The sequence below is a fragment of the Serratia sp. CMO1 genome, assembly GCF_015689115.1.
Lineage (GTDB): Bacteria > Pseudomonadota > Gammaproteobacteria > Enterobacterales > Enterobacteriaceae > Serratia > Serratia marcescens.
In genome coordinates, this window is record NZ_CP065032.1 from 980,779 (window position 1) to 1,004,734 (window position 23,956).

The following is a 23,956-nucleotide window of genomic DNA, read 5'->3' on the forward strand; positions in this document are numbered from 1 at the left end:
CAGGCAAATCCTCCTTATTTCTTGCCGCTGACCGCCCCCGGCTTTAGACTAGGCCGCCTGTTTTTTACCAACCAGCCTTAAATTGAAGAAGTGAATACCCATGCGCGTCGCTGATTTTTCGTTTGAACTTCCCGAATCCCTGATTGCCCACTATCCCCAGGCCGAGCGCAGCGCATGCCGCCTGCTGCAGCTGGATGGGCCGAGCGGGGCGCTGACGCACGGCGTATTCACCGATCTGCTGGACAAGCTGGAGGCCGGCGATCTGCTGGTGTTCAACAATACCCGCGTGATCCCGGCGCGCATGTTCGGCCGCAAGGTCAGCGGCGGCAAGATTGAAGTGCTGGTGGAGCGCGTGCTGGACGACCATCGCGTGCTGGCGCACGTGCGCGCGTCGAAAGCGCCGAAGCCGGGCGCTGAGCTGCTGCTGGGGGATGACGAGAGCATCGCCGCCACCATGGTGGCGCGCCACGAGACGCTGTTCGAGCTGCGCTTCAATGACGAGCGCGACGTGTTCACTATCCTCAACGCCGCCGGCCATATGCCGCTGCCGCCGTATATCGCTCGCCCGGATGAAGATGCTGACCGCGAGCTGTATCAGACGGTCTACAGCGAGAAGCCGGGCGCGGTCGCCGCGCCGACCGCCGGCCTGCACTTCGACGAACCGCTGTTGGCGGCGCTGCGCGCCAAGGGCGTGGAAATGGCGTTCGTGACGCTGCACGTCGGCGCCGGCACCTTCCAGCCGGTGCGCGTGGAAACCATCGAAGATCACGTGATGCACGCCGAATACGCCGAGGTGCCGCAGGAGGTCGTGGATGCGGTGCTGGCCTGCAAAGCGCGCGGCAAGCGCGTGGTGGCGGTGGGCACCACCTCGGTGCGTTCGCTGGAAAGCGCCGCGGCGGCCAGCAAAGAGGCGCTGATTGCGCCGTTCTTCGGCGACACCAGCATCTTTATCTATCCGGGCTATCACTACCAGGTGATCGACGCGCTGGTGACCAATTTCCACCTGCCGGAATCGACCCTGATCATGCTGGTATCGGCCTTCGCCGGCTACAAAAATACCATGAACGCCTATCAGCAGGCGGTGGCCGAGCAGTACCGCTTTTTCAGCTACGGCGATGCGATGTTCATCAGCCGTAATCCGCAGGCGGAAAACGAGTCCGTCGGCGGTTAATTTCCCGGGCTGCGCCTACGGCGCGGCCCCGTTTCAACGACATCAGACTGTTTCTCTGATGCTGGAGGCTTTGTGAAGTACGAACTACAAACTACCGATGGCCGCGCACGCCGCGGCCGCCTGATTTTCGACCGCGGCGTGGTGGAAACCCCGGCCTTTATGCCGGTCGGCACCTACGGTACGGTCAAGGGCATGACGCCGGAAGAAGTGAAAGAGACCGGCGCGCAGATCCTGCTGGGCAACACCTTCCACCTGTGGCTGCGCCCGGGCCAGGAGATCATGAAGCTGCACGGCGATCTGCACGACTTCATGCAGTGGCCGGGCCCGATCCTCACCGACTCCGGCGGTTTCCAGGTGTTCAGCCTGGGGGCGATGCGCAAGATCAAAGAGGAAGGCGTGTACTTCCGTAACCCGATCAACGGCGACAAGGTGTTCCTGAGCCCGGAAAAATCGATGGAAATCCAGTATGACCTGGGCTCCGACATCGTGATGATTTTCGATGAATGCACGCCGTACCCGGCCGACTGGGACTACGCCAAGCGTTCGATGGAAATGTCGCTGCGTTGGGCGCAGCGCAGCCGCCAGCGTTTCGACGAGCTGGAAAATAAAAATGCGCTGTTCGGCATCATTCAGGGCGGCGTTTACGAAGATTTACGTGATGTTTCCGTCAAAGGGCTGGTGGATATCGGCTTTGACGGGTACGCTGTGGGCGGCTTGGCTGTAGGCGAGCCGAAAGAGGATATGCATCGCATTCTTGAACACGTTTGCCCGCAAATTCCGGAAGATAAGCCACGCTATTTGATGGGCGTCGGCAAGCCGGAAGATTTGGTGGAAGGCGTGCGTCGCGGCATCGACATGTTCGACTGCGTCATGCCGACCCGCAACGCCCGCAACGGCCATTTGTTCGTGACTGACGGTGTGGTAAAAATCCGTAATGCCAAGCACAAGGATGATACTTCTCCGCTGGATAAGGACTGTGATTGCTACACGTGTCGCCATTACAGCCGCGCCTACTTGCACCATCTCGACCGTTGCAACGAAATATTGGGTGCTCGACTGAACACAATTCATAACCTGCGTCACTATCAGCGCCTGATGGCGGGTTTACGCCAGGCTATCGAAGAGGGTAAATTAGAGCAGTTTGTTGCGGATTTCTATGGTCGGATCGGCAAGCCGATTCCGCCTTTAAACGCTTGATCTAATAATTGATAACTTAATGAGGGAATTTCAATGAGCTTTTTCATTTCTGACGCCGTCGCATCCGCAGGGGCTCCGGCTCAGGGAAGCCCGTACTCTCTGATCATTATGCTGGTGGTGTTCGGCCTGATCTTCTACTTCATGATCCTGCGCCCACAGCAGAAGCGCGCTAAAGATCACAAGAAGCTGATGGACTCCATCGGTAAAGGCGACGAAGTGCTGACCACCGGCGGCCTGATCGGTCGCGTGACCAAAGTGGCCGACACCGGCATCATCGCCATCGCGCTGAACGACACCACGGAAGTGATGATCAAGCGTGACTTCGTGGCGGCCGTTCTGCCGAAAGGTACCATGAAGGCCCTGTAATCTTTTTTCCCGAAGGGAATTGCCGTGCTAAACCGTTATCCTTTGTGGAAGTATCTGATGTTGATCGTCGTGATCCTCGTCGGTCTGCTTTATGCGCTTCCCAACATCTACGGTGAGGATCCGGCCGTACAAATCACTGGCGCGCGCGGCGTCGCCGCCAGTGAAACTACGCTGGACCAGGTCCGTACCGTATTAGAAAAAGACAACATCGCGAGCAAGTCGATTGCGCTGGAAAATGGCGCCATCCTGGCTCGCTTTAAAGATCCTGACGTTCAGCTGCGCGCCCGCGAAGCGCTGGTGACCGAGCTGGGTGACAAATTCGTCGTGGCGCTGAACCTGGCGCCGGCCACGCCGACCTGGCTGGCCATGCTGGGCGCAGAGCCGATGAAACTCGGCCTGGACCTGCGCGGCGGCGTGCACTTCCTGATGGAAGTGGACATGGACACCGCGTTGAGCAAGCTGCAGGAACAGACCATGGATACCCTGCGCAGCGAGCTGCGCGAGAAGGGCATTCCTTACGCGTCTATCCGCAAGCTGGACAACAACGGCGTGGAAGTTCGCTTCCGCGACGATGCGGCCCGTGACCAGGCCATCAGCTACATCGGCCCGCGTCAGCGCGATCTGGTGCTGTCCGCCAACGGCGCCAACACCATGAAAGCCAACCTGACGGACGCCCGTCTGAGCGAAGCGCGCGAATACGCCGTACAGCAGAACATCACTATCCTGCGTAACCGCGTCAACCAGCTCGGCGTCGCCGAACCGCTGGTGCAGCGCCAGGGCGCCGACCGCATCGTGGTTGAGCTGCCGGGCATTCAGGACACCGCGCGCGCCAAAGAAATTCTGGGCGCCACCGCGACCCTGGAGTTCCGTCTGGTGAACACCAATGCGGATGCCACTGCGGCGGCCAATGGCCGCGTGCCGGGCGACTCCGAGGTGAAATACACCCGTGACGGCCAGCCGATCGTGCTGTACAAGCGCGTGATCCTGACCGGTGACCACATCACCGACTCCACTTCGAGCACCGACGAATACAACCAGCCGCAGGTTAACATCTCGCTGGACAGCGCCGGCGGCACGTCCATGTCCAACTTCACCAAGGACAACATCGGCAAGCCGATGGCGACCCTGTTCGTGGAGTATAAGGACAGCGGCAAGAAAGACGCCAACGGCCGTGCGGTGCTGGTGAAACAGGAAGAAGTGATCAACGTGGCGAACATTCAGTCGCGTCTGGGCAACAGCTTCCGCATCACCGGCATCGGCAACCCGAACGAAGCGCGTCAGCTTTCGCTGCTGCTGCGTGCGGGTGCGCTGATCGCGCCGATTCAGATCGTTGAAGAGCGCACCATCGGTCCAACCCTGGGTCAGCAGAACATTACTCAAGGTCTGGAAGCCTGTCTGTGGGGCCTGGTGGCGTCTATCGTCTTCATGGTGGTCTGGTACCGTAAGTTCGGCGTGATCGCCACCACGGCGCTGGTCGCCAACCTGGTGCTGATCGTCGGCGTGATGTCCCTGTTGCCGGGGGCGACGCTGACCATGCCGGGCATTGCCGGGATCGTGTTGACGCTGGCGGTGGCGGTTGACGCCAACGTACTGATTAACGAACGTATCAAGGAAGAGCTGAAGAACGGCCGGTCCGTTCAGCAGGCGATCCATGAGGGCTATAAAGGCGCGTTCTCCAGTATCGTCGATGCCAACATCACCACCCTGATCACCGCGGTCATCCTGTACGCAGTGGGCACCGGTTCGATCAAAGGCTTTGCGATCACCACCGCTATCGGTGTGGCGACGTCCATGTTCACCGCGATTGTCGGTACCCGTGCCATCGTCAACCTGCTTTACGGCGGCAAACGCATTAACAAGCTGTCTATCTGAGGAGTGCGTTGTGGCACAGGATTATACTGTTGAGCAACTCAACTACGGCCGTAAAGTCTACGACTTTATGCGCTGGGACTATTTGGCCTTCGGCATCTCGTTGCTGCTGTTGGTCGCGTCGATCGTCACCATGTCGGTGCGCGGGTTTAACTGGGGTCTGGATTTCACCGGCGGTACGGTGATTGAAATCAACCTGGAGAAACCGGCTAACCTCGACCTGATGCGCGATACGCTGGAGAAGGCCGGGTTCCAGGATCCGATCATCCAGAACTTCGGCAGCAGCCGCGACGTGATGGTGCGCATGCCACCGGCGACCGGCACCGCAGGCCAGGAACTGGGCAACAAGGTGATCGGCGTGATCAACGACTCGGTGGATAAAAACGCCACCGTGAAGCGCATCGAGTTCGTCGGCCCGAGCGTGGGCAGCGAACTGGCGCAAACCGGCGGCATGGCGCTGCTGGTGGCGTTGATCTGTATCCTGATCTACGTCGGTTTCCGCTTCGAATGGCGCCTGGCGCTGGGGGCGGTTATCGCGCTGGCGCACGACGTGATCATCACGCTGGGCGTGCTGTCGCTGTTCCACATCGAGATTGACCTGACCATCGTCGCGTCCCTGATGTCGGTTATCGGTTACTCGCTGAACGACAGCATCGTGGTTTCCGACCGTATTCGTGAGAACTTCCGCAAGATCCGCCGCGGCACGCCTTACGAGATCATGAACGTGTCGTTGACCCAGACGCTGAGCCGTACGCTGATGACTTCCGGTACTACCCTGATGGTGGTGCTGATGCTGTACATCTTCGGTGGCGCGATGCTGCAAGGTTTCTCGCTGGCGATGTTGATCGGCGTGTCGATCGGTACCGTCTCCTCCATCTACGTCGCGTCCGCGCTGGCGTTGAAACTGGGGATGAAACGCGAGCACATGCTGCAGCAAAAAGTGGAAAAAGAGGGCGCGGATCAGCCTTCGATTCTGCCTTAACCGCCGCAGTATTCAGCGAAATGAGAAGGAGCGCCCATCGGCGCTCCTTTTTTTGCTTTGGGTTTCAGCGTTGCTGCACCACCGCCGGTTGGGCGGTCGAAACCAGACGGTGCAGACGGATATAGCCCAATTGTTCCGGCGTCACGCCGCTGAAGCGCAGCTCAAAGTCCTGGCCGGGTTTCGGCAGCAGCGAATCGGCGCTGGCGATCGGTTGCGACAGCGCCTCGGCGGTCAGCGGCCGCCCGGTGGCGTCGTCCAGTTGGCCCCATTCCACCACCGCTTTGAACGGCGGCAGCGTGGCCTGTGAGAGGATGCGCACATGCAGCTGCGCCTGCGTGCCGTTGGCTTCGCTCTTGATGTGGCTCAGCGAAACGCTCAGCTCGCCGATGCCGCTCTGCAAACGGGCGGCGCTTCGGGCCGCCGGCAGCAGGTAGACGCCGTTGTCGGAGTGCTGATTGAGCATATTCTGCCGCTCCAGCGCGGTGGTTTGATCGGTCAGCACGCTCACTTTCTGGTTCAGCGCGGCGACCTGATGGCGCAGTTGAGGCACGGCGGCGTTGTGCGCGCAGCCTGCCAGCAACACGGCGGCGGCGAGCAGGGCGATTTTGGGGTAACAGGTTGTCATGACGGCGATTTCCTATGCTGAATCTCCTGCTATCAGCTTAGTCCGCTCGGAGGGGAAAGTCATATCGGCGCCGCTTCCCGGCGGCGTGTCGCAACAAATGGCCGCCGCCCTTTGTTGTGGCTGCACTTCGGGGTAAACTGCGTTTATCTATAAAAACGTTTATCAGGACGTGTTATGCATTGCCCTTTCTGCGCCGCCGTTGATACCAAAGTCATTGATTCCCGCCTGGTGGGGGACGGTTCGCAAGTGCGCCGCCGCCGCCAGTGTCTGGTGTGCAATGAGCGCTTCACCACCTTCGAGGTGGCCGAGCTGGTGATGCCGCGAGTGATTAAAAGCGATGAGGTGCGCGAGCCGTTCAACGAAGACAAACTGCGCCGCGGCATGCTGAAAGCGCTGGAAAAGCGCCCGGTAAGCTCGGACGACGTGGAAAACGCCCTTAATCATATCAAATCCCAACTGCGCGCCACCGGCGAACGCGAAGTGCCGACCAAACTGGTGGGCAATCTGGTGATGGACGCGTTGAAAAAGCTGGATAAGGTCGCCTACATTCGCTTTGCGTCGGTGTACCGCAGCTTCGAGGACGTACGCGAGTTCGGCGAAGAGATTGCCCGCCTGCAAGACTAAAGGATCTTTCATGCATCACGACGAATTTTATATGGCGCGCGCCTTCGAACTGGCGCGCCTGGGGCGTTTCACCACCGCGCCCAATCCGAACGTCGGCTGCGTTATCGTGCGCGACGGCGAAATTGTCGGTGAAGGCTACCATCTGCGCGCCGGCGAGCCGCACGCGGAAGTGCACGCGCTGCGCATGGCGGGCGACAAGGCGCGCGGCGCCACCGCCTATGTGACGCTCGAGCCGTGCAGCCACCACGGCCGCACGCCGCCCTGCGCCGATGCGCTGGTGGCCGCCGGCGTGACGCGGGTGGTCGCGGCGATGCAAGATCCCAATCCGCAGGTGGCGGGGCGCGGGCTGTACAAGCTGCAGCAGGCCGGCGTCGAAGTCCGTCATGGCCTGATGCTGGCCGAGGCCGAAGCGGTCAACCTGGGCTTCCTCAAGCGCATGCGCACCGGTTTCCCTTACGTGCAGCTGAAGCTGGGCGCGTCGCTGGACGGCCGCACGGCGATGGCCACCGGCGAGAGCCAGTGGATCACCTCACCCGAAGCGCGTCAGGACGTGCAGCGCCTGCGCGCGCAGAGCGCCGCGATTCTCAGCACCAGCGCCACCGTGCTGGCGGACGATCCGTCGCTGACGGTGCGTTGGGATGAGCTGGACGCCGAGACGCAGCGCCTCTATCCGCGCGAAAATCTGCGCCAGCCGCTGCGCATCCTGCTCGACAGCCAAAATCGCATCACCCCGCAGCACCGCGTGGTGCAGCAGCCGGGCGCTACCTGGCTGGCGCGCCTGCAGGCGGATGAACAGGCCTGGCCGCAAGAGGTCGAACAGTTTATCTGCCCGGCGCACGGCGGCGGCATTGATCTGGTGGTGATGATGATGCTGTTGGCCAAGCGCCAGGTGAATTCAATCTGGGTAGAGGCGGGCGCAATGCTGGCCGGTGCGCTGCTGCAGGCCGGCCTGGTGGATGAGCTCATTTTGTACATCGCGCCGAAACTGTTGGGCGATAATGGCCGTGGCCTGTGTCATCTGCCGGGCCTGGAACGGCTGGCCGACGCGCCGGAATTCGTCTTTAGCGACGTGCGCCAGGTCGGCCCCGATCTGCGTTTGCGCCTGCGGGCGAAACACTGAATCTCGCGCCCGCGCGCCGGTTTTACAAAAGCGCCGCGCAGGCGATGAAAGAATATGATAGAATCCGCCCCCCTGCGGGGTATTGAACCCATTTTTAAGGAAAGCCCATGAAAGTTATCGAAGGTGTTGTTGCTACTCCAAATGCCCGTGTGGCGATCGCAATTGCACGTTTTAACAATTTCATCAACGACAGCCTGCTGGAAGGCGCCATCGACGCGCTGAAACGCATTGGTCAGGTTGCTGACGACAACATCACTGTTGTCTGGGTCCCGGGCGCTTACGAGCTGCCGCTGACGGCGAGCGTATTGGCCAAAACCGGCAAATACGACGCGGTTATCGCGCTGGGCACCGTTATCCGCGGGGGCACCGCGCACTTCGAATATGTGGCGGGCGAAGCCAGCTCCGGCATTGGCAACGTTGCGATGAATGCCGAAATCCCGGTTGCCTTTGGCGTGCTGACCACCGAAAGCATCGAACAGGCGATCGAACGCGCCGGCACCAAAGCGGGCAACAAGGGCGCTGAAGCCGCGTTGACCGCACTTGAAATGATTAATGTTATCAAAGCTATTAAAGCCTGAATTTAGTTAAGGGGAATTCCGTGAAACCTGCTGCTCGTCGCCGCGCTCGTGAGTGCGCTGTTCAAGCGCTTTACTCTTGGCAGTTGTCTAAAAACGACCTTGCCGATGTTGAACACCAGTTCCTGACGGAGCAGGATGTCAAAGATGTTGACGTCGCCTATTTTCGCGAGTTGCTGTCCGGCGCGGCAGTGAATGCAGGTATGCTGGACGAACTGATGGCGCCATACCTGTCGCGTCAGCTCGAAGAGCTGGGCCAGGTGGAGCGCGCGGTGCTGCGCGTCGCGCTGTTTGAACTGAAGATGCGCGAGGATGTCCCTTACAAAGTGGCGATCAACGAAGCGATCGAGCTGGCGAAAACCTTCGGCGCGGAAGACAGCCACAAGTTTGTGAACGGGGTGCTGGATAAAGTGGCGCCAACCCTTCGCAAGAAAAAGTAAAACATTAAGGCCGGCATTCCCGGCCTTAATTTCTTCTCGTGGAATATCGATATGGCATGCGGCGAATTTGACCTCATTGCCCGCTATTTTGACCGGTTTAAGCGCGTGCGCCGGGATGTACAGTTGGGCATTGGAGATGACTGCGCACTGCTGGCAGTGCCGGAAAAACAGCTGGTGGCCGTCAGTACCGATACATTGGTGGCGGGCGTGCACTTCTTGCCGGATATCGATCCGGCCGATCTCGGTTATAAAGCGCTGGCGGTCAATCTGAGCGATCTGGCGGCGATGGGCGCCGATCCGGCGTGGCTCTCGCTGGCCCTGACCCTGCCGGAGGTGAACGAACCCTGGCTGAAGGCCTTCAGCGACAGCCTGTTTGATCAGCTCAACTATTACGGCATGCAGCTGATCGGCGGCGATACCACGCGCGGCCCGCTGAGCATGACGTTGACCATTCAGGGTTTGATCCCGGCCGGCCGGGCGTTGACCCGCAGCGGCGCGCGCATCGGCGACTGGATCTACGTGACCGGCACGCTGGGCGACAGCGCCGCCGGTCTGGCGATCCTGCAGGATCGCCTGGCGGTGCCGGATGCGGCGGCGCGCGATTACCTGCTCGCTCGCCATCTGCGGCCGCAGCCGCGGGTGCTGCAGGGGCAGGCGCTGCGGGATCTGGCCAGCTCGGCGATCGACATCTCCGACGGCCTGATTTCCGATCTGAAACACATCCTGAAGGCCAGCGACTGCGGGGCACGCATCGTGCTGGACGAGCTGCCGATGTCGCAGGCGCTGAGCAGCCACACCGACGCCGAGCAGGCGCTGCGCTGGGCGCTGGCGGGCGGCGAAGATTACGAGCTGTGCTTCACCGTGCCGGAGATCAACCGCGGCGCGCTGGAAGTGGCGCTGAGCCACCTCGGCGCCGACTACACCTGCATCGGCCAAATTGGTCCGCTGTCTGAAGGCATCCGCTATTATCGCGACGACGAAGCGGTAGAGCTGGACTGGGCCGGGTTCGATCATTTCAATGCGGAGCCGGGCACCCATGGATGAAGCCAAACGTCGGCTGCGGATGAGCAATCCGTGGCACCTGCTGGCCACCGGTTTTGGCAGCGGTTTGTCGCCGGTGATGCCGGGCACCATGGGATCGCTGGCGGCGATCCCGTTCTGGCTGCTGCTGATCCAGCTGCCGTGGCAGCTCTACTCGTTGGCGGTGATGTTCAGCATCTGTATCGGCGTCTATATTTGCCACCGCACGGCAAAAGACATGAAGGTGCACGATCACGGCAGTATCGTCTGGGATGAGTTCGTCGGCATGTGGATCACGCTGATGGCGCTGCCGATCAACGACTGGCGCTGGGTCGCCGCCGGTTTCGTCATCTTCCGCATTCTGGATATGTGGAAGCCGTGGCCGATCCGCTGGTTCGACCGCAACGTGCATGGCGGCATGGGCATCATGGTCGACGATATCATCGCCGGCGTGCTGTCCGCCGGCATCATCTACCTGATTGGCCACCACTGGCCTATCGGGCTGTTCTGACAGACGGGCGCGCTTCTTCGCGCCCGCTTCTCTTTATTCAAACCCTGTCACCCGGTGCGGCACGTAGGCCGTCTCCAGTTCCGCCACCTCTTGTGGCGACAAACTCAAATCGACCGCGGCGATGGCGTCATCCAACTGCTCGCTGCGTGAAGCACCGACGATCGGCGCGCTGACCGTCGGTTTGTTCAGCAGCCAGGCCAGCGCGATCTGCGCGCGTGAAACGCCACGTTCGTCGGCGAGGCTGGCGACGCGCTCGGCGATGATGGCGTCGATGCCTTCAGTGTCCTCGTACAGGCTCTTGCCGAACTGGTCGGAGACCAGCCGCGCGGTGGTTTCGCCCCAGGGGCGGGTCAGGCGGCCGCGCGCCAGCGGGCTCCACGGCAGCACGGCGATGCCTTCGGCGGCGCACAGCGGGTGCATCTCGCGTTCTTCTTCGCGCTGGATCAGGTTGTATTGATCCTGCATGCTGACAAAGCGCGTCCAGCCGTGCAGATCGGCGGTATACAGCGCTTTGGCGAACTGCCAGGCGTACATCGAGGAGGCGCCGATGTATCGCGCTTTACCGGCTTTCACCACGTCGTGCAGCGCTTCCAGCGTCTCTTCCAGCGGCGTTTCGTAATCCCAGCGATGGATCTGCAGCAAATCGACATAGTCGGTGCCCAGACGCCGCAGGCTGTCGTCGATGGACTGAATGATCTTGGCGCGCGACAAACCGCGCTCCAGGTTGCTCAACGGGAAATAGACCTTGGTGGCGATCACCACGTCCTCGCGGCGCGCATAGTCGCGCAGCGCCCGACCGAGGATCTCCTCGCTGCTGCCGTCGGAATAGCTGTTGGCGGTGTCGAAAAAGTTGATGCCGGCTTCCAGCGCCTGTTTCAGCAGCGGGCGGCTGCTCTCTTCCGGCAACGTCCAGGCGTGATTGCCGCGATTCGGTTCGCCGTAGGTCATGCAACCCAGGCAGATGCGCGAAACGTTCAGATCGGTGTTGCCCAGTTTCAGGTACTTCATGTTTGCCTCCCATTCACAGCTCAGACAGTAACTGTAGCGCGGATCCCGGAGGGCGGAAACGAAAACGCCTCCGAGAGCGGAGGCGTTTTTTCAGGCGCGGGGGTGATTACTGCGCCAGCCAGGTTTCGATTTGGCGCTGAATGCCGGCGGCGTCCAGCCCCAGATCGGCGCGCAGCTCTTCCTGGCTGCCCTGCGAGACGAAGCTGTCAGGCAGGCCGAGGTTCAGCACCGGCACCGGCCGGCGTTTGGCCATCAGCAGTTCGTTGACGCCGCTGCCGGCGCCGCCCATGATGGCGTTTTCTTCCAGCGTCACCAGCGTTTCATGGCTGGCGGCCAGTTCGAGCACCAACTGCTCGTCCAGCGGCTTGACGAAGCGCATGTCGACCAGCGTGGCGTTGAGCGCTTCCGCCGCTTGCGCGGCCTCCGGCAGCAGAGTGCCGAAGTTGAGAATGGCGATCTTTTCCCCCTGGCGGCGCACCACGCCTTTGCCGATCGGCAGCATGTTGAGCGGCTCCAGCGCCGCGCCGGTGCCGGTGCCGCGCGGATAGCGCACGGCGCTCGGGCCGGCATTGTAGTGATAGCCGGTATACAGCATCTGGCGGCATTCGTTTTCGTCGCTCGGCGTCATGATCACCATGGTCGGGATGCAGCGCATGAACGACAGATCGAACGCACCCTGGTGAGTCTGACCATCGGCGCCGACGATGCCGCCGCGATCGATGGCGAACATCACCGGCAGGTTTTGGATCGCCACGTCGTGGATCAGTTGGTCGTAGGCGCGTTGCAGGAAGGTGGAATAGATCGCCACCACCGGCTTGTAGCCGCCGATCGCCAGCCCGGCGGCGAAGGTGACCGCGTGCTGCTCGGCGATCGCCACATCAAAATATTGCTGCGGGTAGTCGCGGGAGAACTGCACCATGCCGGAGCCTTCGCGCATCGCCGGCGTGATCGCCATCAGCGAGCTGTCTTTGGCGGCGGTTTCACACAGCCAGTCGCCGAAGATTTTCGAATAGGTCGGCAGACCGCCGGCGCTTTTCGGCAGCGTGCCGCTGGCGGGATCGAACTTCGGCACCGCGTGGAAGCTGATCGGATCCTTTTCCGCCGGCGCGTAGCCACGGCCTTTCTTGGTCATGATGTGCAACAGCTGCGGGCCTTTCAGATCGCGCATGTTTTTCAACGTGGCGACCAGCCCCTGCACGTCGTGCCCGTCTACCGGGCCGATGTAGTTGAAGCCCAGCTCTTCGAACAGCGTGCCCGGCACCACCATGCCTTTCAGGTGCTCTTCGGTACGTTTCACCAGCTCCTTGATCGGCGGCACGCCGGCCAGCACTTTCTTGCCGCCTTCGCGCAGGGTGGAGTAAAGCTTGCCGGACAGCAGCTGCGCCAGATGGTTGTTCAGCGCGCCGACGTTTTCCGAGATCGACATCTCGTTGTCGTTCAGCACCACCAGCATGTCCGGATTGATGTCGCCGGCGTGGTTCATCGCTTCGAACGCCATGCCGGCGGTGATGGCGCCATCGCCGATCACGCACACCGTGCGGCGGCCTTTGCCTTCACGCTCCGCCGCCACCGCCATGCCGAGGCCGGCGCTGATCGAGGTTGACGAATGGCCGACCGACAGCACGTCGTATTCGCTTTCGGCGCGCCATGGGAAGGGGTGCAAGCCGTTCTTTTGCCGGATAGTGGCGATCCGGTCGCGGCGACCGGTCAGAATTTTGTGCGGGTAGGCCTGGTGGCCGACGTCCCACACCAGATGATCGAACGGCGTGTTGTAGACGAAATGCAACGCCACCGTCAGTTCGACGGTACCCAGCCCGGAGGCAAAGTGGCCGCTGGAGCGGCTGACGCTGTTCAGCAGATATTGCCGCAGCTCATCGCACAGCTTCGGCAAGCTCTCTTTGGGCAGTGAGCGGAGTTCCTCGGGGTTTTCCGCTAGCGCCAGGGTTGGGTATTTGGCTATATCAAGACTCATTCGATACTCATATCAGAGGAGTTAACGTCATACGTTAATTGTCGCGTTCAATAATGAAGCTGGCTAACGCTCGCAATGGCGCTGTGTTGTAAGATTGCGCTGCCAAAGTGTCTAATGCAGCTAATGCTTCCTGATAGAGATCCCACGCTTTTGCTTTCGCGCTGTCAAGCCCGAGCAACGCCGGGTAGGTACTCTTTCCGTGTTGTTGGTCCGCGCCCTGGCGCTTGCCGATCTTTTCAGTCTCGCCGACAACGTCCAAAATGTCATCCTGCACCTGGAACGCCAGGCCAACCGCAGCGGCGTAGCGATCCAGCTGCGGCAGCGCCGCTCGCCCGGCCTCGCCGGCGCTCAGCGCGCCCAGGCGCACCGCCGCGCGGATCAGCGCGCCGGTTTTGTGGCGGTGGATCTGTTCCAGCGCCTGCAGATCAACGCGCTTGCCTTCAGCTTCCAGATCCAGCGATTGGCCGCCGCACATGCCGGCGACGCCGCTGGCGGTCGCCAGTTCGGAGACCATCGCCAGCCGATCGCGCAGCGCCACGTCAGGCATTTCGGCATCGGCCAGGATCGAAAACGCCAGCGTTTGCAGCGCATCGCCGGCCAGGATCGCGTTGGCTTCGCCGAATTTAATGTGACAGGTCGGCTGGCCACGGCGCAGATCGTCGTCGTCCATCGCCGGCAGATCGTCATGGATCAGCGAGTAGGCGTGGATGCATTCCACCGCCGCCGCCGGCGCGTCCAGGTTGCTCAGCGACACGCCGAACATCTGGCCGGTGGTGTACACCAGGAACGGACGCAGACGCTTGCCGCCCAGCAAGGCGCCGTGACGCATCGCCGCCACCATGTTGCCGTCGTTGAACGGCAGCGGGGCGATGAAGTCCAGCAGCGCGCGATCGGCGCGCTGGCGGAAAATCTGCAGTTGATCGGCAAAAGCGGCCGATGGGGCGATCTCAGACATGTCGGTTACTCGGCATCCGGTGTGAAAGGCGCCAGCGCCGCATCGTCGGCGCTGTCGTTAAGAAGTATCTGCACACGCTGTTCCGCCTGTTGCAGTTTCTGCTGGCCTTGGCGCGCCAGCTGCACGCCGCGTTCGAATTCGTTCAGCGCGTCTTCCAGCGGCAGTTCGCCCGACTCCAGACGCGTCACGATGCTTTCCAGCTCGCCGAGGGCGCTTTCAAAGCTGGCAGTTTGCTCTGTACTGGCTGATTGTGCTGGTTTTTTCGGCATAATTTTCTTTTTACGTCATCATGTGAACCGTGGCGCCAGAGCCTATCCTAGCGGATCTTGATTAGCAAATCATGGCGCTCATGTGTGGTTTTGTGCGCAGAGCACGGCGATATGGTGATATACTCCGCGCCGTAATTCTTATCTGACAACAAAGACCGCCATGAAGTTTATCATTAAATTGTTCCCGGAAATCACCATCAAGAGCCAATCTGTGCGCTTGCGCTTTATCAAGATTCTCTCGACCAATATTCGCAACGTCCTGAAGCAGTATGATGAAACGCTGGCGGTCGTCCGTCACTGGGATCATATCGAAGTTCGCGCCAAAGATGAAAACCAGCGGCCGATCATTGCCGACGCGCTGACGCGCATTCCCGGCATCCACCATATTCTGGAAGTGGAAGATCGCGCTTATACCGATATCCACCACATCTTCGAGCAGACGCTGGAAACCTACCGCGCCCAGCTGGAAGGCAAAACCTTCTGCGTGCGCGTCAAGCGCCGCGGCAAGCAGGCGTTCAATTCGCAGGACGTGGAGCGTTACGTCGGCGGCGGCCTGAATCAGCATATCGAGAGCGCGCGCGTTAACCTGACCCGACCGCAGGTCACGGTAAACCTGGAGATTGAAGACGACAAGCTGATGCTGGTCAAACGCCGTCTTGAAGGCATCGGCGGTTATCCGGTCGGCACTCAGGAAGACGTGATGTCGCTGATTTCCGGCGGTTTCGACTCGGGCGTGTCGAGCTATATGCTGATGCGCCGCGGCTGCCGCGTGCACTTCTGCTTCTTCAACCTGGGCGGCGCCGCGCACGAGATTGGCGTGAAGCAGGTGGCGCACTACCTGTGGAACCGTTTCGCCAGCTCGCACAAGGTGCGCTTCGTCGCCATCGACTTCGAGCCGGTGGTGGGCGAGATCCTGGAGAAGGTCGACGACGGCCAGATGGGCGTGGTGCTCAAGCGCATGATGGTGCGCGCCGCTTCGCAAGTGGCCGAACGCTATGGCGTGCAGGCGCTGGTGACCGGTGAAGCGCTGGGGCAGGTGTCCAGCCAGACGCTGACCAACCTGCGCCTGATCGATAACGCGTCCGACACCCTGATCCTGCGTCCGCTGATCTCGCACGATAAAGAGCACATCATCAAGCTGGCGCGCGAAATCGGCACCGAAGACTTCGCCAAAACCATGCCGGAATATTGCGGCGTGATTTCGAAGAGCCCGACGGTGAAAGCCGTCAAGGCCAAGATCGAAGAGGAAGAGAGCCACTTCGATTTCAGCATTCTCGATCGGGTGGTGAGCGAAGCGAAGAACGTCGATATTCGCTCCATCGCCGAGCAGGCGCAGGAGCAGGTGACCGAGGTGGAAACCGTTGCGGCCTTCGGCGCCGACGAGGTGATCCTGGATATCCGTTCCAACGACGAGCAGGAAGAGAAGCCGCTGCAGCTGGAACAGGTTGAAGTGAAAGCGCTGCCGTTCTACAAGCTGAGCACCCAATTCGGCGATCTGGACCAAAGCAAAACCTACCTGCTGTACTGCGAGCGCGGCGTGATGAGCCGTCTGCAGGCGTTGTACCTGCTGGAGCAGGGCTTCAGCAACGTGAAGGTTTATCGCCCGTAACGCGCGTAGCGCCATAAACGAGAAGGGCTGAACCGATGTTCAGCCCTTTTTTATCGGCAAGCCGCTCAGTCGCGGAAATCGTACATTCCCGGGATCAGCACCAGCTGCGCGGCGATCTCCGCCGCTTTGGCCTTGCCGAGCAGCAAGTCTATCAGCTTCAGCGCGAACTCCATCGCGGTGCCCGGCCCCTGGCTGGTGAGCAGGTTGACGCGCGCGTCGTACACCACGCGGCGCTCCATCCATTTATCCGCCGGTATCCGATCTTTCAAACCCGGGAAACCGGTCATGTTGCCGATCGGGAACAGATCGTGGTGCTGCAACACCAGCGCCGGGGCCGCGCAGATGGCGGCAACGATGTGGCCCTGCAGATGCATCTGCCGCACTTTTTCCACCAGCAGCGGACTGTCGCGGAAGCATTCTGCGCCTTTCAGGCCGCCGGGCAGCACGATGGCGTCGAAAGGCTCATCGACGATCGCCACCAGCGGCGCATCGGCCAGCAGTTTGACGCCGCGTGAACAGACGATAGTCAGCTCGCCGTCGCCGGCGACGCTGGCGGTAGTGACTTTTACGCCCGCCCGCACCAGCAGATCGATGGTGGTGACGGCTTCGGTTTCTTCGCTACCAGGTGCCAGGCAAACCAGCGCCGATACGCTCATATTCATTTTCCTTTCGTTTAATCAATTCAAACAGCCGCGCATTCTCCGGCAGCGTGAGGCCGTGGCTGCGCGCGCGGCGCAGCAGGTAGCCGGTGATGTAGTCGATCTCGGTATGCCGCTGGCTGCGGATATCCTGCAGCATCGACGAAACGTTGTCGGCGGTGCTGTGGATCACGTCCATCACATATTGCATCAGGCCTTCGCAGGAGGTGTGGTAGCCCTCCATCGCCATCACGCTGGCGACTTCACGACACAGCGTTTCGATCTGCTCCGGGTAGCGCTGCAGATCGCCGTTGCGGCAGCCGTACAGCGCCGTCAGCGGGTTGATCACGCAGTTGACCGCCAGCTTGCGCCAGTTGGCCGAGGCGATATTGTTGTGCCAGGCAACGTCAGGCAAAGCCTGATGCAGCACTTCCGCCAGGTGGCTGAGGTGCTGGGCGGCCGGCGAGGTTGGGCCGATGTGGGTGATGCCGGTGGCGACGTGGATAATGGTGCTGCCTTCGTGGCGCGCGGCGTGGGTGGTGGTGCCCTGCAGGATGGGCTGGCCGTTTGGCGGCAGTTCCTCCTGGGTGCCCATGCCGTTATGCAACAGCAAAATGGCGCACTGAGGGTTCAGCTTCGGCAGCAGCGCGCTGACCGCACTGGACACCTGCCAGGCTTTCAGCGTCACCAGCAGCAACTCGCTCTGCGCGAGGTGCTCAGGATCGTTGGTGGGCAAATTGCGATTAAACGAGACGCCTTCCGGCTCGATCACGTTCACGGCGCAAAAAGGCTGCGGCACTCTTAGCCATCCCTGTACATCGTGGCCCTGCTGATACAGCCGGGAGAGCCACAGTTGTCCGAGCGCGCCGCAACCAAGAATGGTTATTTTCATTCAGTCTCCTTGGAAACACGGGAATACCGCTCAATTACCGTGATTTAACTATAGGCTTTATGGCAGCCTGAAGCGCTATCCCTGCGTGCGTTCAGCAGATTTTGTCTGAGGCGGCAAAGCGGTTATCATGCTCGGCATCAAAATCGCCTAAGCTATTAGGCACTCATTCAGGAGGAAGAAGTATGCCATCTTTCGACATCGTTTCCGAAATTGATATGCAGGAAGTGCGTAACGCCGTTGAGAACGCCACCCGCGATCTCGGCACCCGCTGGGATTTTCGCAACGTGCCGGCCAGCTTTGAGCTAAACGAGAAAAACCAAAGCATTAAGGTTGCCACCGAGTCTGATTTCCAGGTGCAACAGCTGCTCGACATTCTGCGCGAAAAGCTGAGCAAGCGCAGCATCGACGGCGCCGCGCTGGAGATCCCGGAAGAGTTTACCCACAGCGGTAAAACCTACAGCGTGGAAGCCAAGCTGAAGCAGGGGATTGAAACCTCTGTAGCGAAGAAAATCGTCAAGCTGATCAAAGACAGCAAGCTGAAGGTGCAGGCGCAGATCCAGGGCGAAGAAGTGCGGGTGACCGGCAAATCACGCGACGACTTGCAGAGCGTGATGGCGCTGGTGCGCGGCGGCGATCTGGGGCAGCCGTTCCAGTTCAAGAACTTCCGCGATTAATCTCTACGGGGCCGGCATTGCCGGCCCCGTTTCTTTACAGCGAATTGACCAGCGCTTCCAACTGACCGCGATTGGTCTGCTTGGTGTCCACCTTGACGTAGGCGCTGCGCTCTTCCGGCACCACGATCGCCTCGGCCACGCCGGGCTGCGCCTTCAGGCGGCTTTCCAGCGCCGAATCCTTCACCGCCAGTTCCGACAGCGTAATGCGCAGGCTGCTGACATACGGCGGCTCTTTCATGGTGCTGCTGACCAGGAACCAGACGGCGGCCAACACGGCACCAGCGATAAACACCAAGCCTGCCCCCTGCAAACCGTACAGCCAGCCGCCGAGGCTGCCGCCGATCGCCACGCCGATAAACTGGCTGGTGGAGTAGACCCCCATCGCGGTGCCTTTGTAGCCGGCCGGTGACTCTTTGCTGATCAGCGAAGGCAGAATGGCTTCCATCACGTTAAAGGCCATAAAGAACAGCTGTACGCCGGCGATGATGCCCCACAGGTGCGCGCCGGAGAGCCACAGCAGCACTTCGGCGCAAAACAGCACCGCCACGCAGCCCATAAACACCTGCTTCATGCGGCGATACTTTTCGGCATAGATGATGAACGGCACTACGGCGGCGAACGACACCAGCATGGTTACCAGGTAGACGATCCAGTGTTCGCTGGCCGCCAGCCCGGCTTTCTCCATCGCCAGCGGCAGCGCCACGAAGCTCGACATCAGCAGGATATGCAGGCACATGATGCCGACGTTGAGCTTCAGCAGGCGCGAGTTGCTCAGCACTTTGCGGAAGCTGCCGCGCACGATGCTGGACTCGCGGTTCAACAGATGGGTATCGGCGGAAGGCACTACTGCCAGAGTGATGACGATGCCGGCCAGCGCCAGCACGGCGATCATCCAGAACAACGCATGTAAGCCAAAGGCATGAGTGATGATAGGGCCCAGAACCATGGCGATGGCGAAGGTGATACCGAAGCTGACGCCGATGAACGCCATCGCTTTGGTGCGGTTCTGCTCGCGGGTCAGATCGGAGAGCAGCGCCATTACCGCGGCGGCGATGGCGCCGGAGCCTTGCAACGCGCGGCCGAGGATCACGCCCCAGATAGAGTCAGTGACCGCGGCGATCACGCTGCCGAGGGCAAAAATCAGCAGGCCGCCGACGATCAGCGGCTTGCGGCCGATGCGATCGGACACAAGGCCGAACGGGATCTGAAACACCGCCTGCGCCAGGCCGTAGATGCCGATGGCGATGCCGATCAGCGCTTCGCTGGCGCCGTTGAGCGCCATGCCGTAGGTGGTCAGCACCGGCAATACCATAAACATGCCGAGCATGCGCAGGGAGAATACGGTGCCCAATCCCCAGGTAGCGCGGCGCTCCTGCGGGGTCATTGAATTATCGTTCACATCAAACCTCGGTAAAAACCATGCCATCAGACGTTGAGACAGCGCCTGATGGCATGATTTCTGTAAAGCTGCGTCATTTTAGTGTGCGGGGCAGGGGGGGTAAATCGAATGTTGTTTAACAGATATTACAGTTTGGCCGCTTTTCGGCGTGACAAATAAAATGGGCCGCAAAAGCGGCCCATTCACAGATGATTTGGCTTACCAAACGTAGGTCACCAGCGCTTCAGGCGCCGCCGTGGCGCTGAAGTCGATCGACATCATCACGCTCAGCGAGGTGATGGCGACGATGGAGAACACGAACAGTTTACGCGCCCAGACACTGTCGTTTTCGGTCTTGTAACCGCGCAGCGCCATGCCCAGCCACCATACGCTCACCGCCGCAGCGACGATCAGGTACTTGTAGCCGGCATAACCTACCAGGGTCAGCATCAGCGTGGCGATCATAAATGCCAGGATGTAGACCGTGATGTGGTTCTTGGCGACGGAAATGCCTTTCACCACCGGCAGCACCGGAATGTTGGCCGCCTGGTAATCTTTAAAGCGGAAGATAGCGATCGCATAAGAATGCGGCATCTGCCACAGGCTAAAGATAGCCAGCAGGATCAACGCGCCGGCGTCGAACTCGTTGGTCACCGCGCAGTAGCCGATAACCGGCGGCGCGGCGCCCGACAGGCTGCCGATCAGCGTGCCGTAGACCGAATGGCGTTTCATGTACAGGCTGTAAACGCCGACATAAACCACGAAGCCCATCACCGCCAGCCACATGGCAAGCGGGTTGGCCGCGATATACAGCAACGCGAAGCCCGCAATACCCAACACGGTCGCATAAACCAGGGTGACACTCGGCGCGATCAGGCCTTTTACCAGCACCCGATTCTTCGTTCTCTCCATTTTCTTGTCGATGTCGCGGTCGATGTAGTTGTTAAACACACAGCCCGACGCGACCACCAACGAGACACCCACCAGGGTGGCGAGAAACAGGGGATAGTCGATGCTCCCTTTGGAAGCGAGCAGGAATCCCCCAACGACAGAAATTAAATTGCCGAAAATAATTCCTGGTTTAGTGACTTGCAGGTATTGCTTAATCATCACGTGCAGCTCAGCTCTTAATCGACCATCATATTGATGTTGAGGTTGTACATAATCCAGAGTGAACCTACAACAACGATACCGATGATCATAGCGGTGAACAGCAATGCCACCAGGTTCCAGCGCTCTTCCGATGAGGTGTTCATGTGCAGGAAGTAGACCAGGTGAACAATCACCTGGATAACCGCCATACCGACAACAACCGCCAGGATGGTGGAATGAGAGGCGGAGCCGTTCATTACCATCGCAAATGGAATTACCGTCAGGATGATCGACAGGATAAAGCCGATCAGGTATGACTTCACGCTGCCGTGGCTTGCGCCGCCGTGAGAGGTTTCATGGGATGAATGGCTCATTACATAACCCCCAGCAGGTAGACAACGGTAAATACGCAGATCCAGACCACGTCCAGGAAGTGCCAGAACAGGCTCAGGCACATCAGGCGGGTTTTGTTGGTCGCGGTCAGGCCGAACTTGCTCACCTGAATCATCAGCACGATGATCCAAATCAGGCCGGAAGTCACGTGCAGACCGTGGGTGCCGACCAGCGCGAAGAAGCTGGACAGGAACGCGCTGCGATCCGGACCGAAGCCTTCGGCGATCAGGTGATGGAATTCATAGATTTCCATCGCCACGAAGCCCAGACCAAACAGGAAGGTCAGGAACAACCAGGTGTTTACACCGCCAACTTTACCTTTGTTCATGGCGATCATCGCCATGCCGTAGGTGATGGAGCTGAACAGCAGCAGGAAAGTTTCGACCAGGACAAACTTCAGGTCGAAGATGTCTTTGCCTGAGGGACCGCCAGCGGTCCCGTTCACCAGGACTGCATAAGTCGCGAACAAGCTCGCAAACAAAATACAGTCGCTCATCAGGTAGATCCAGAATCCGAAGACTTTGGTCTCTCCCGCGTCGTGGTGCCCATGCTCTGCATGGGCTGCGTTATGATTGGTCAGAGTTTCAGTTGACATGGTTCACGCCTGCTTTACGGATTTGTTCGTAGTGTTGGTTCTCAATGCGCTCGATTTCATCAACCTGCACATAGTAGTCAACATCGTGATCGAAGCTCTTGCCGATCCAGACAACGATCATACCGATGAAGCCGGCCAGAGCCATCCACCAGATTTCCCAAATCATTGCGAAACCGAATACCAGGCTGAAGAAGGCGATGATAACGCCGGCGCCGGTGTTCTTAGGCATATGAATCGGTTCGTATTTAGCCGGTTTCTTATACGCTTCGCCTTTTTCTTTCATGTCCCAGAATTCATCACGGTCATGAATCTGCGGCACTACGGCAAAGTTATAGAACGGCGGTGGAGACGAGGTTGACCACTCCAGAGTACGAGCACCCCATGGGTCACCGGTCAGATCGCGGTTCTGTTCGCGGTCACGGATACTGACGAAGATCTGGGTCAGCTGGCACAGGATGCCGCAGGCGATCAGCGCCGCACCGCCGGCTGCAACCAGCAGCAGAGGGTGGAACTCAGGGTTGATGTTCTGGCTGATACGACGGGTCATGCCCATAAAGCCCAATGCGTACAGCGGCATGAAGGCGGTGAAGAAGCCGATGATCCAGAACCAGAACGCGCGGATGCCCCATTTTTCGTTCAGCGTGAAGCCGAAGGATTTCGGGAACCAGTAGGTCAGGCCCGCGAAGCAACCGAACACCACGCCGCCGATGATGACGTTGTGGAAGTGAGCGATCAGGAACAGGCTGTTGTGCAGCACGAAGTTCGCGCCCGGCACCGCCAGCAGAACGCCGGTCATACCACCCACGGAGAAGGTGATGATGAAGCCAACGGTCCACAGCATCGCGGAGTTGAGCTTGATACGGCCCTGATACATGGTGAACAGCCAGTTGAAGATTTTCACCCCGGTCGGGATGGAAATGATCATGGTGGCGATACCGAAGAAGGCGTTAACGTTCGCGCCGGACCCCATGGTGAAGAAGTGGTGCAGCCAGACGATGAACGACAGAACGGTGATCGCGATGGTTGCCCATACCAGTGAGGTATAGCCGAACAGGCGTTTTCTGGAGAAGGTCGCGGTGACTTCGGAGAACACGCCGAACACCGGCAGAACCAGGATATACACCTCTGGGTGACCCCAGGCCCAAATCAGGTTGATGTACATCATCATGTTGCCGCCCATATCATTGGTGAAGAAATGGGTGCCCAGATAGCGATCCAGGGTCAGCAGCGCGATGGTGACGGTCAGAATTGGGAAAGAAACGATGATCAGGACGTTAGTACACAACGCCGCCCAGGTGAACACCGGCATCTTCATCATAGGCATGCCAGGGGCACGCATCTTCAGAATGGTGGCGAAGAAGTTCACGCCGGTCAGCAGGGTACCCAGACCGGAAATCTGCAGACTCCAGATCCAGTAATCGACCCCGACGCCAGGACTGTACTCTTTACCCGACAGCGGCGGATACGCCAGCCAACCGGTCTGAGCGAATTCACCGACCCCCAGGGAGATGTTGATCAGCACAACGCCCACCACGAAGAACCAGAAGCTCAGGGAGTTCAGGAACGGGAAGGCGACGTCACGCGCACCGATTTGCAGCGGCACCACGACGTTCATCAGGCCGACCACGAAAGGCATCGCCATGAAGAAGATCATGATAACGCCGTGCGCGGTGAAGATCTGGTCGTAGTGGTGCGGCGGCAGGAACCCGGCTTCGCCGGCGGACGCCAACGCCTGCTGGCTACGCATCATGATGGCGTCGGCGAAGCCGCGCAGCAGCATGACCATCGCCACGATGATGTACATGATACCAATTTTTTTATGGTCGACCGAAGTCAGCCATTCGCTCCACAGCCACTTCCATTTGCCGAAATACGTCAGCAGCGCCAGCACTGCCAGGCCCCCGACAATAATTGCGGCTACGGTGACCATGATGATCGGTTCGTGGTACGGAACCGCATCAAGTGTTAATTTTCCCAACAT

25 protein-coding genes are annotated in these 23,956 nt (G+C 59.9%); 13 read left to right on the forward strand and 12 right to left on the reverse strand.

From position 1 onward, the window contains the following. Positions 1-100: 100 nt before the first annotated feature. From queA to secF, 5 genes are all read left to right on the forward strand, one after another. On the forward strand, positions 101-1,171 hold the full coding sequence (queA, locus tag IT763_RS04565; RefSeq protein ID WP_004940394.1) for a tRNA preQ1(34) S-adenosylmethionine ribosyltransferase-isomerase QueA: 1,071 nt from the start codon (positions 101-103) through the stop codon (positions 1,169-1,171). A 72-nt stretch (positions 1,172-1,243) separates the two neighbouring features. Continuing rightward, positions 1,244-2,368 carry a tRNA guanosine(34) transglycosylase Tgt gene (gene tgt / locus IT763_RS04570; RefSeq protein ID WP_016928877.1) on the forward strand — a complete coding sequence of 375 codons (1,125 nt, stop codon included), beginning with the start codon at positions 1,244-1,246 and terminating at the stop codon, positions 2,366-2,368. Positions 2,369-2,401: 33 nt separating this feature from the next. After that, entirely contained in the window at positions 2,402-2,734 is a 333-nt protein-coding gene (gene yajC / locus IT763_RS04575) for a preprotein translocase subunit YajC (RefSeq protein WP_004940391.1), read from the forward strand. Positions 2,735-2,758: 24 nt separating this feature from the next. Beyond that, positions 2,759-4,606: a protein translocase subunit SecD gene (gene secD / locus IT763_RS04580; protein WP_004940390.1), complete on the forward strand. Its 1,848-nt coding sequence runs from the start codon at positions 2,759-2,761 to the stop codon at positions 4,604-4,606. A 10-nt stretch (positions 4,607-4,616) separates the two neighbouring features. Beyond that, the gene (secF, locus tag IT763_RS04585) at positions 4,617-5,585 is read left to right on the forward strand and encodes a protein translocase subunit SecF (RefSeq protein WP_004940389.1); all 969 of its coding nucleotides are present in this window, start codon (positions 4,617-4,619) and stop codon (positions 5,583-5,585) included. A gap of 64 nt (positions 5,586-5,649) precedes the next feature. Here secF and IT763_RS04590 read toward each other — a convergent pair whose 3' ends face one another. Then, positions 5,650-6,210: a DUF3251 domain-containing protein gene (locus IT763_RS04590; RefSeq protein WP_206195212.1), complete on the reverse strand. Its 561-nt coding sequence runs from the start codon at positions 6,208-6,210 to the stop codon at positions 5,650-5,652. 174 nt (positions 6,211-6,384) lie between these two features. Between IT763_RS04590 and nrdR the strand changes: the two genes are divergently transcribed. The 6 genes from nrdR (at position 6,385) to pgpA (ending at position 10,500) form a co-directional block, all read left to right on the forward strand. Next, positions 6,385-6,834: a transcriptional regulator NrdR gene (nrdR, locus tag IT763_RS04595; RefSeq protein ID WP_004940387.1), complete on the forward strand. Its 450-nt coding sequence runs from the start codon at positions 6,385-6,387 to the stop codon at positions 6,832-6,834. 10 nt (positions 6,835-6,844) lie between these two features. Continuing rightward, positions 6,845-7,954, forward strand: a complete 1,110-nt coding sequence (gene ribD, locus IT763_RS04600; RefSeq protein ID WP_016928874.1) for a bifunctional diaminohydroxyphosphoribosylaminopyrimidine deaminase/5-amino-6-(5-phosphoribosylamino)uracil reductase RibD — start codon at positions 6,845-6,847, stop codon at positions 7,952-7,954. A 107-nt stretch (positions 7,955-8,061) separates the two neighbouring features. Then, on the forward strand, positions 8,062-8,532 hold the full coding sequence (gene ribE / locus IT763_RS04605; RefSeq protein ID WP_004940385.1) for a 6,7-dimethyl-8-ribityllumazine synthase: 471 nt from the start codon (positions 8,062-8,064) through the stop codon (positions 8,530-8,532). A 20-nt stretch (positions 8,533-8,552) separates the two neighbouring features. Then, on the forward strand, positions 8,553-8,969 hold the full coding sequence (gene nusB, locus IT763_RS04610) for a transcription antitermination factor NusB (protein ID WP_004940384.1): 417 nt from the start codon (positions 8,553-8,555) through the stop codon (positions 8,967-8,969). Positions 8,970-9,020: 51 nt separating this feature from the next. After that, positions 9,021-10,013 (forward strand): thiamine-phosphate kinase, encoded by a 993-nt coding sequence (gene thiL / locus IT763_RS04615; protein WP_016928872.1) that lies wholly within the window; start codon positions 9,021-9,023, stop codon positions 10,011-10,013. Next, entirely contained in the window at positions 10,006-10,500 is a 495-nt protein-coding gene (gene pgpA / locus IT763_RS04620) for a phosphatidylglycerophosphatase A (RefSeq protein WP_016928871.1), read from the forward strand. Before thiL ends, pgpA begins: the two co-directional genes overlap by 8 nt. Before the next feature lie 33 nt (positions 10,501-10,533). Here pgpA and IT763_RS04625 read toward each other — a convergent pair whose 3' ends face one another. From IT763_RS04625 to xseB, 4 genes are all read right to left on the reverse strand, one after another. After that, positions 10,534-11,508 carry an aldo/keto reductase gene (locus tag IT763_RS04625; protein WP_193843300.1) on the reverse strand — a complete coding sequence of 325 codons (975 nt, stop codon included), beginning with the start codon at positions 11,506-11,508 and terminating at the stop codon, positions 10,534-10,536. A gap of 106 nt (positions 11,509-11,614) precedes the next feature. Continuing rightward, positions 11,615-13,480 (reverse strand): 1-deoxy-D-xylulose-5-phosphate synthase, encoded by a 1,866-nt coding sequence (gene dxs / locus IT763_RS04630; RefSeq protein ID WP_028128213.1) that lies wholly within the window; start codon positions 13,478-13,480, stop codon positions 11,615-11,617. Between the two features lie 34 nt (positions 13,481-13,514). Next, entirely contained in the window at positions 13,515-14,435 is a 921-nt protein-coding gene (gene ispA / locus IT763_RS04635) for a (2E,6E)-farnesyl diphosphate synthase (protein ID WP_033634008.1), read from the reverse strand. A gap of 5 nt (positions 14,436-14,440) precedes the next feature. Next, complete coding sequence (xseB, locus tag IT763_RS04640) at positions 14,441-14,704, reverse strand: exodeoxyribonuclease VII small subunit (protein WP_015376838.1); 264 nt, start codon at positions 14,702-14,704, stop codon at positions 14,441-14,443. A gap of 160 nt (positions 14,705-14,864) precedes the next feature. Here xseB and thiI point away from each other — a divergent pair, with 160 nt between their 5' ends. Continuing rightward, positions 14,865-16,313, forward strand: a complete 1,449-nt coding sequence (gene thiI / locus IT763_RS04645) for a tRNA uracil 4-sulfurtransferase ThiI (protein ID WP_176063608.1) — start codon at positions 14,865-14,867, stop codon at positions 16,311-16,313. 65 nt (positions 16,314-16,378) lie between these two features. On the opposite strand, the gene yajL is transcribed toward thiI, so the two are convergent. Together yajL and panE are read right to left on the reverse strand one after the other, a co-directional pair. Further along, a complete protein-coding gene (yajL, locus tag IT763_RS04650) occupies positions 16,379-16,969 on the reverse strand; it encodes a protein deglycase YajL (protein WP_049299681.1) in 591 nt (196 codons plus the stop codon). After that, the gene (panE, locus tag IT763_RS04655; RefSeq protein ID WP_033647309.1) at positions 16,932-17,843 is read right to left on the reverse strand and encodes a 2-dehydropantoate 2-reductase; all 912 of its coding nucleotides are present in this window, start codon (positions 17,841-17,843) and stop codon (positions 16,932-16,934) included. Before panE ends, yajL begins: the two co-directional genes overlap by 38 nt. A gap of 182 nt (positions 17,844-18,025) precedes the next feature. Between panE and IT763_RS04660 the strand changes: the two genes are divergently transcribed. Then, a complete protein-coding gene (locus IT763_RS04660) occupies positions 18,026-18,517 on the forward strand; it encodes a YajQ family cyclic di-GMP-binding protein (protein ID WP_004940373.1) in 492 nt (163 codons plus the stop codon). A gap of 34 nt (positions 18,518-18,551) precedes the next feature. On the opposite strand, the gene IT763_RS04665 is transcribed toward IT763_RS04660, so the two are convergent. The 5 genes from IT763_RS04665 to cyoB all read right to left on the reverse strand — a co-directional run bounded on the left by IT763_RS04665 (position 18,552) and on the right by cyoB (position 23,956). After that, complete coding sequence (locus IT763_RS04665) at positions 18,552-19,916, reverse strand: MFS transporter (RefSeq protein WP_176519329.1); 1,365 nt, start codon at positions 19,914-19,916, stop codon at positions 18,552-18,554. A 198-nt stretch (positions 19,917-20,114) separates the two neighbouring features. After that, the gene (gene cyoE, locus IT763_RS04670) at positions 20,115-21,005 is read right to left on the reverse strand and encodes a heme o synthase (protein ID WP_015376842.1); all 891 of its coding nucleotides are present in this window, start codon (positions 21,003-21,005) and stop codon (positions 20,115-20,117) included. A 17-nt stretch (positions 21,006-21,022) separates the two neighbouring features. Continuing rightward, positions 21,023-21,361 (reverse strand): cytochrome o ubiquinol oxidase subunit IV, encoded by a 339-nt coding sequence (locus IT763_RS04675; protein ID WP_016928864.1) that lies wholly within the window; start codon positions 21,359-21,361, stop codon positions 21,023-21,025. After that, the gene (locus tag IT763_RS04680; RefSeq protein ID WP_004940367.1) at positions 21,361-21,975 is read right to left on the reverse strand and encodes a cytochrome o ubiquinol oxidase subunit III; all 615 of its coding nucleotides are present in this window, start codon (positions 21,973-21,975) and stop codon (positions 21,361-21,363) included. The genes IT763_RS04675 and IT763_RS04680 overlap by 1 nt, the downstream gene beginning before the upstream one ends. Next, complete coding sequence (gene cyoB, locus IT763_RS04685) at positions 21,965-23,956, reverse strand: cytochrome o ubiquinol oxidase subunit I (protein WP_004940366.1); 1,992 nt, start codon at positions 23,954-23,956, stop codon at positions 21,965-21,967. Before cyoB ends, IT763_RS04680 begins: the two co-directional genes overlap by 11 nt.

Bases quoted from the DNA above. Each gene is read 5' to 3' on its own strand.
- cyoB (WP_004940366.1), bottom strand. From the start codon at position 23,956: ATGTTGGGAAAATTAACACTTGATGCGGTTCCGTACCACGAACCGATC.
- ispA (WP_033634008.1), bottom strand. From the start codon at position 14,435: ATGTCTGAGATCGCCCCATCGGCCGCTTTTGCCGATCAACTGCAGATT.
- thiI (WP_176063608.1), top strand. From the start codon at position 14,865: ATGAAGTTTATCATTAAATTGTTCCCGGAAATCACCATCAAGAGCCAA.
- xseB (WP_015376838.1), bottom strand. From the start codon at position 14,704: ATGCCGAAAAAACCAGCACAATCAGCCAGTACAGAGCAAACTGCCAGC.
- ribD (WP_016928874.1), top strand. From the start codon at position 6,845: ATGCATCACGACGAATTTTATATGGCGCGCGCCTTCGAACTGGCGCGC.
- yajC (WP_004940391.1), top strand. From the start codon at position 2,402: ATGAGCTTTTTCATTTCTGACGCCGTCGCATCCGCAGGGGCTCCGGCT.
- thiL (WP_016928872.1), top strand. From the start codon at position 9,021: ATGGCATGCGGCGAATTTGACCTCATTGCCCGCTATTTTGACCGGTTT.
- yajL (WP_049299681.1), bottom strand. From the start codon at position 16,969: ATGAGCGTATCGGCGCTGGTTTGCCTGGCACCTGGTAGCGAAGAAACC.
- IT763_RS04590 (WP_206195212.1), bottom strand. From the start codon at position 6,210: ATGACAACCTGTTACCCCAAAATCGCCCTGCTCGCCGCCGCCGTGTTG.
- pgpA (WP_016928871.1), top strand. From the start codon at position 10,006: ATGGATGAAGCCAAACGTCGGCTGCGGATGAGCAATCCGTGGCACCTG.
- queA (WP_004940394.1), top strand. From the start codon at position 101: ATGCGCGTCGCTGATTTTTCGTTTGAACTTCCCGAATCCCTGATTGCC.
- dxs (WP_028128213.1), bottom strand. From the start codon at position 13,480: ATGAGTCTTGATATAGCCAAATACCCAACCCTGGCGCTAGCGGAAAAC.
- IT763_RS04680 (WP_004940367.1), bottom strand. From the start codon at position 21,975: ATGTCAACTGAAACTCTGACCAATCATAACGCAGCCCATGCAGAGCAT.
- nrdR (WP_004940387.1), top strand. From the start codon at position 6,385: ATGCATTGCCCTTTCTGCGCCGCCGTTGATACCAAAGTCATTGATTCC.
- cyoE (WP_015376842.1), bottom strand. From the start codon at position 21,005: ATGATTAAGCAATACCTGCAAGTCACTAAACCAGGAATTATTTTCGGC.
- IT763_RS04625 (WP_193843300.1), bottom strand. From the start codon at position 11,508: ATGAAGTACCTGAAACTGGGCAACACCGATCTGAACGTTTCGCGCATC.
- panE (WP_033647309.1), bottom strand. From the start codon at position 17,843: ATGAAAATAACCATTCTTGGTTGCGGCGCGCTCGGACAACTGTGGCTC.
- IT763_RS04675 (WP_016928864.1), bottom strand. From the start codon at position 21,361: ATGAGCCATTCATCCCATGAAACCTCTCACGGCGGCGCAAGCCACGGC.
- IT763_RS04660 (WP_004940373.1), top strand. From the start codon at position 18,026: ATGCCATCTTTCGACATCGTTTCCGAAATTGATATGCAGGAAGTGCGT.
- ribE (WP_004940385.1), top strand. From the start codon at position 8,062: ATGAAAGTTATCGAAGGTGTTGTTGCTACTCCAAATGCCCGTGTGGCG.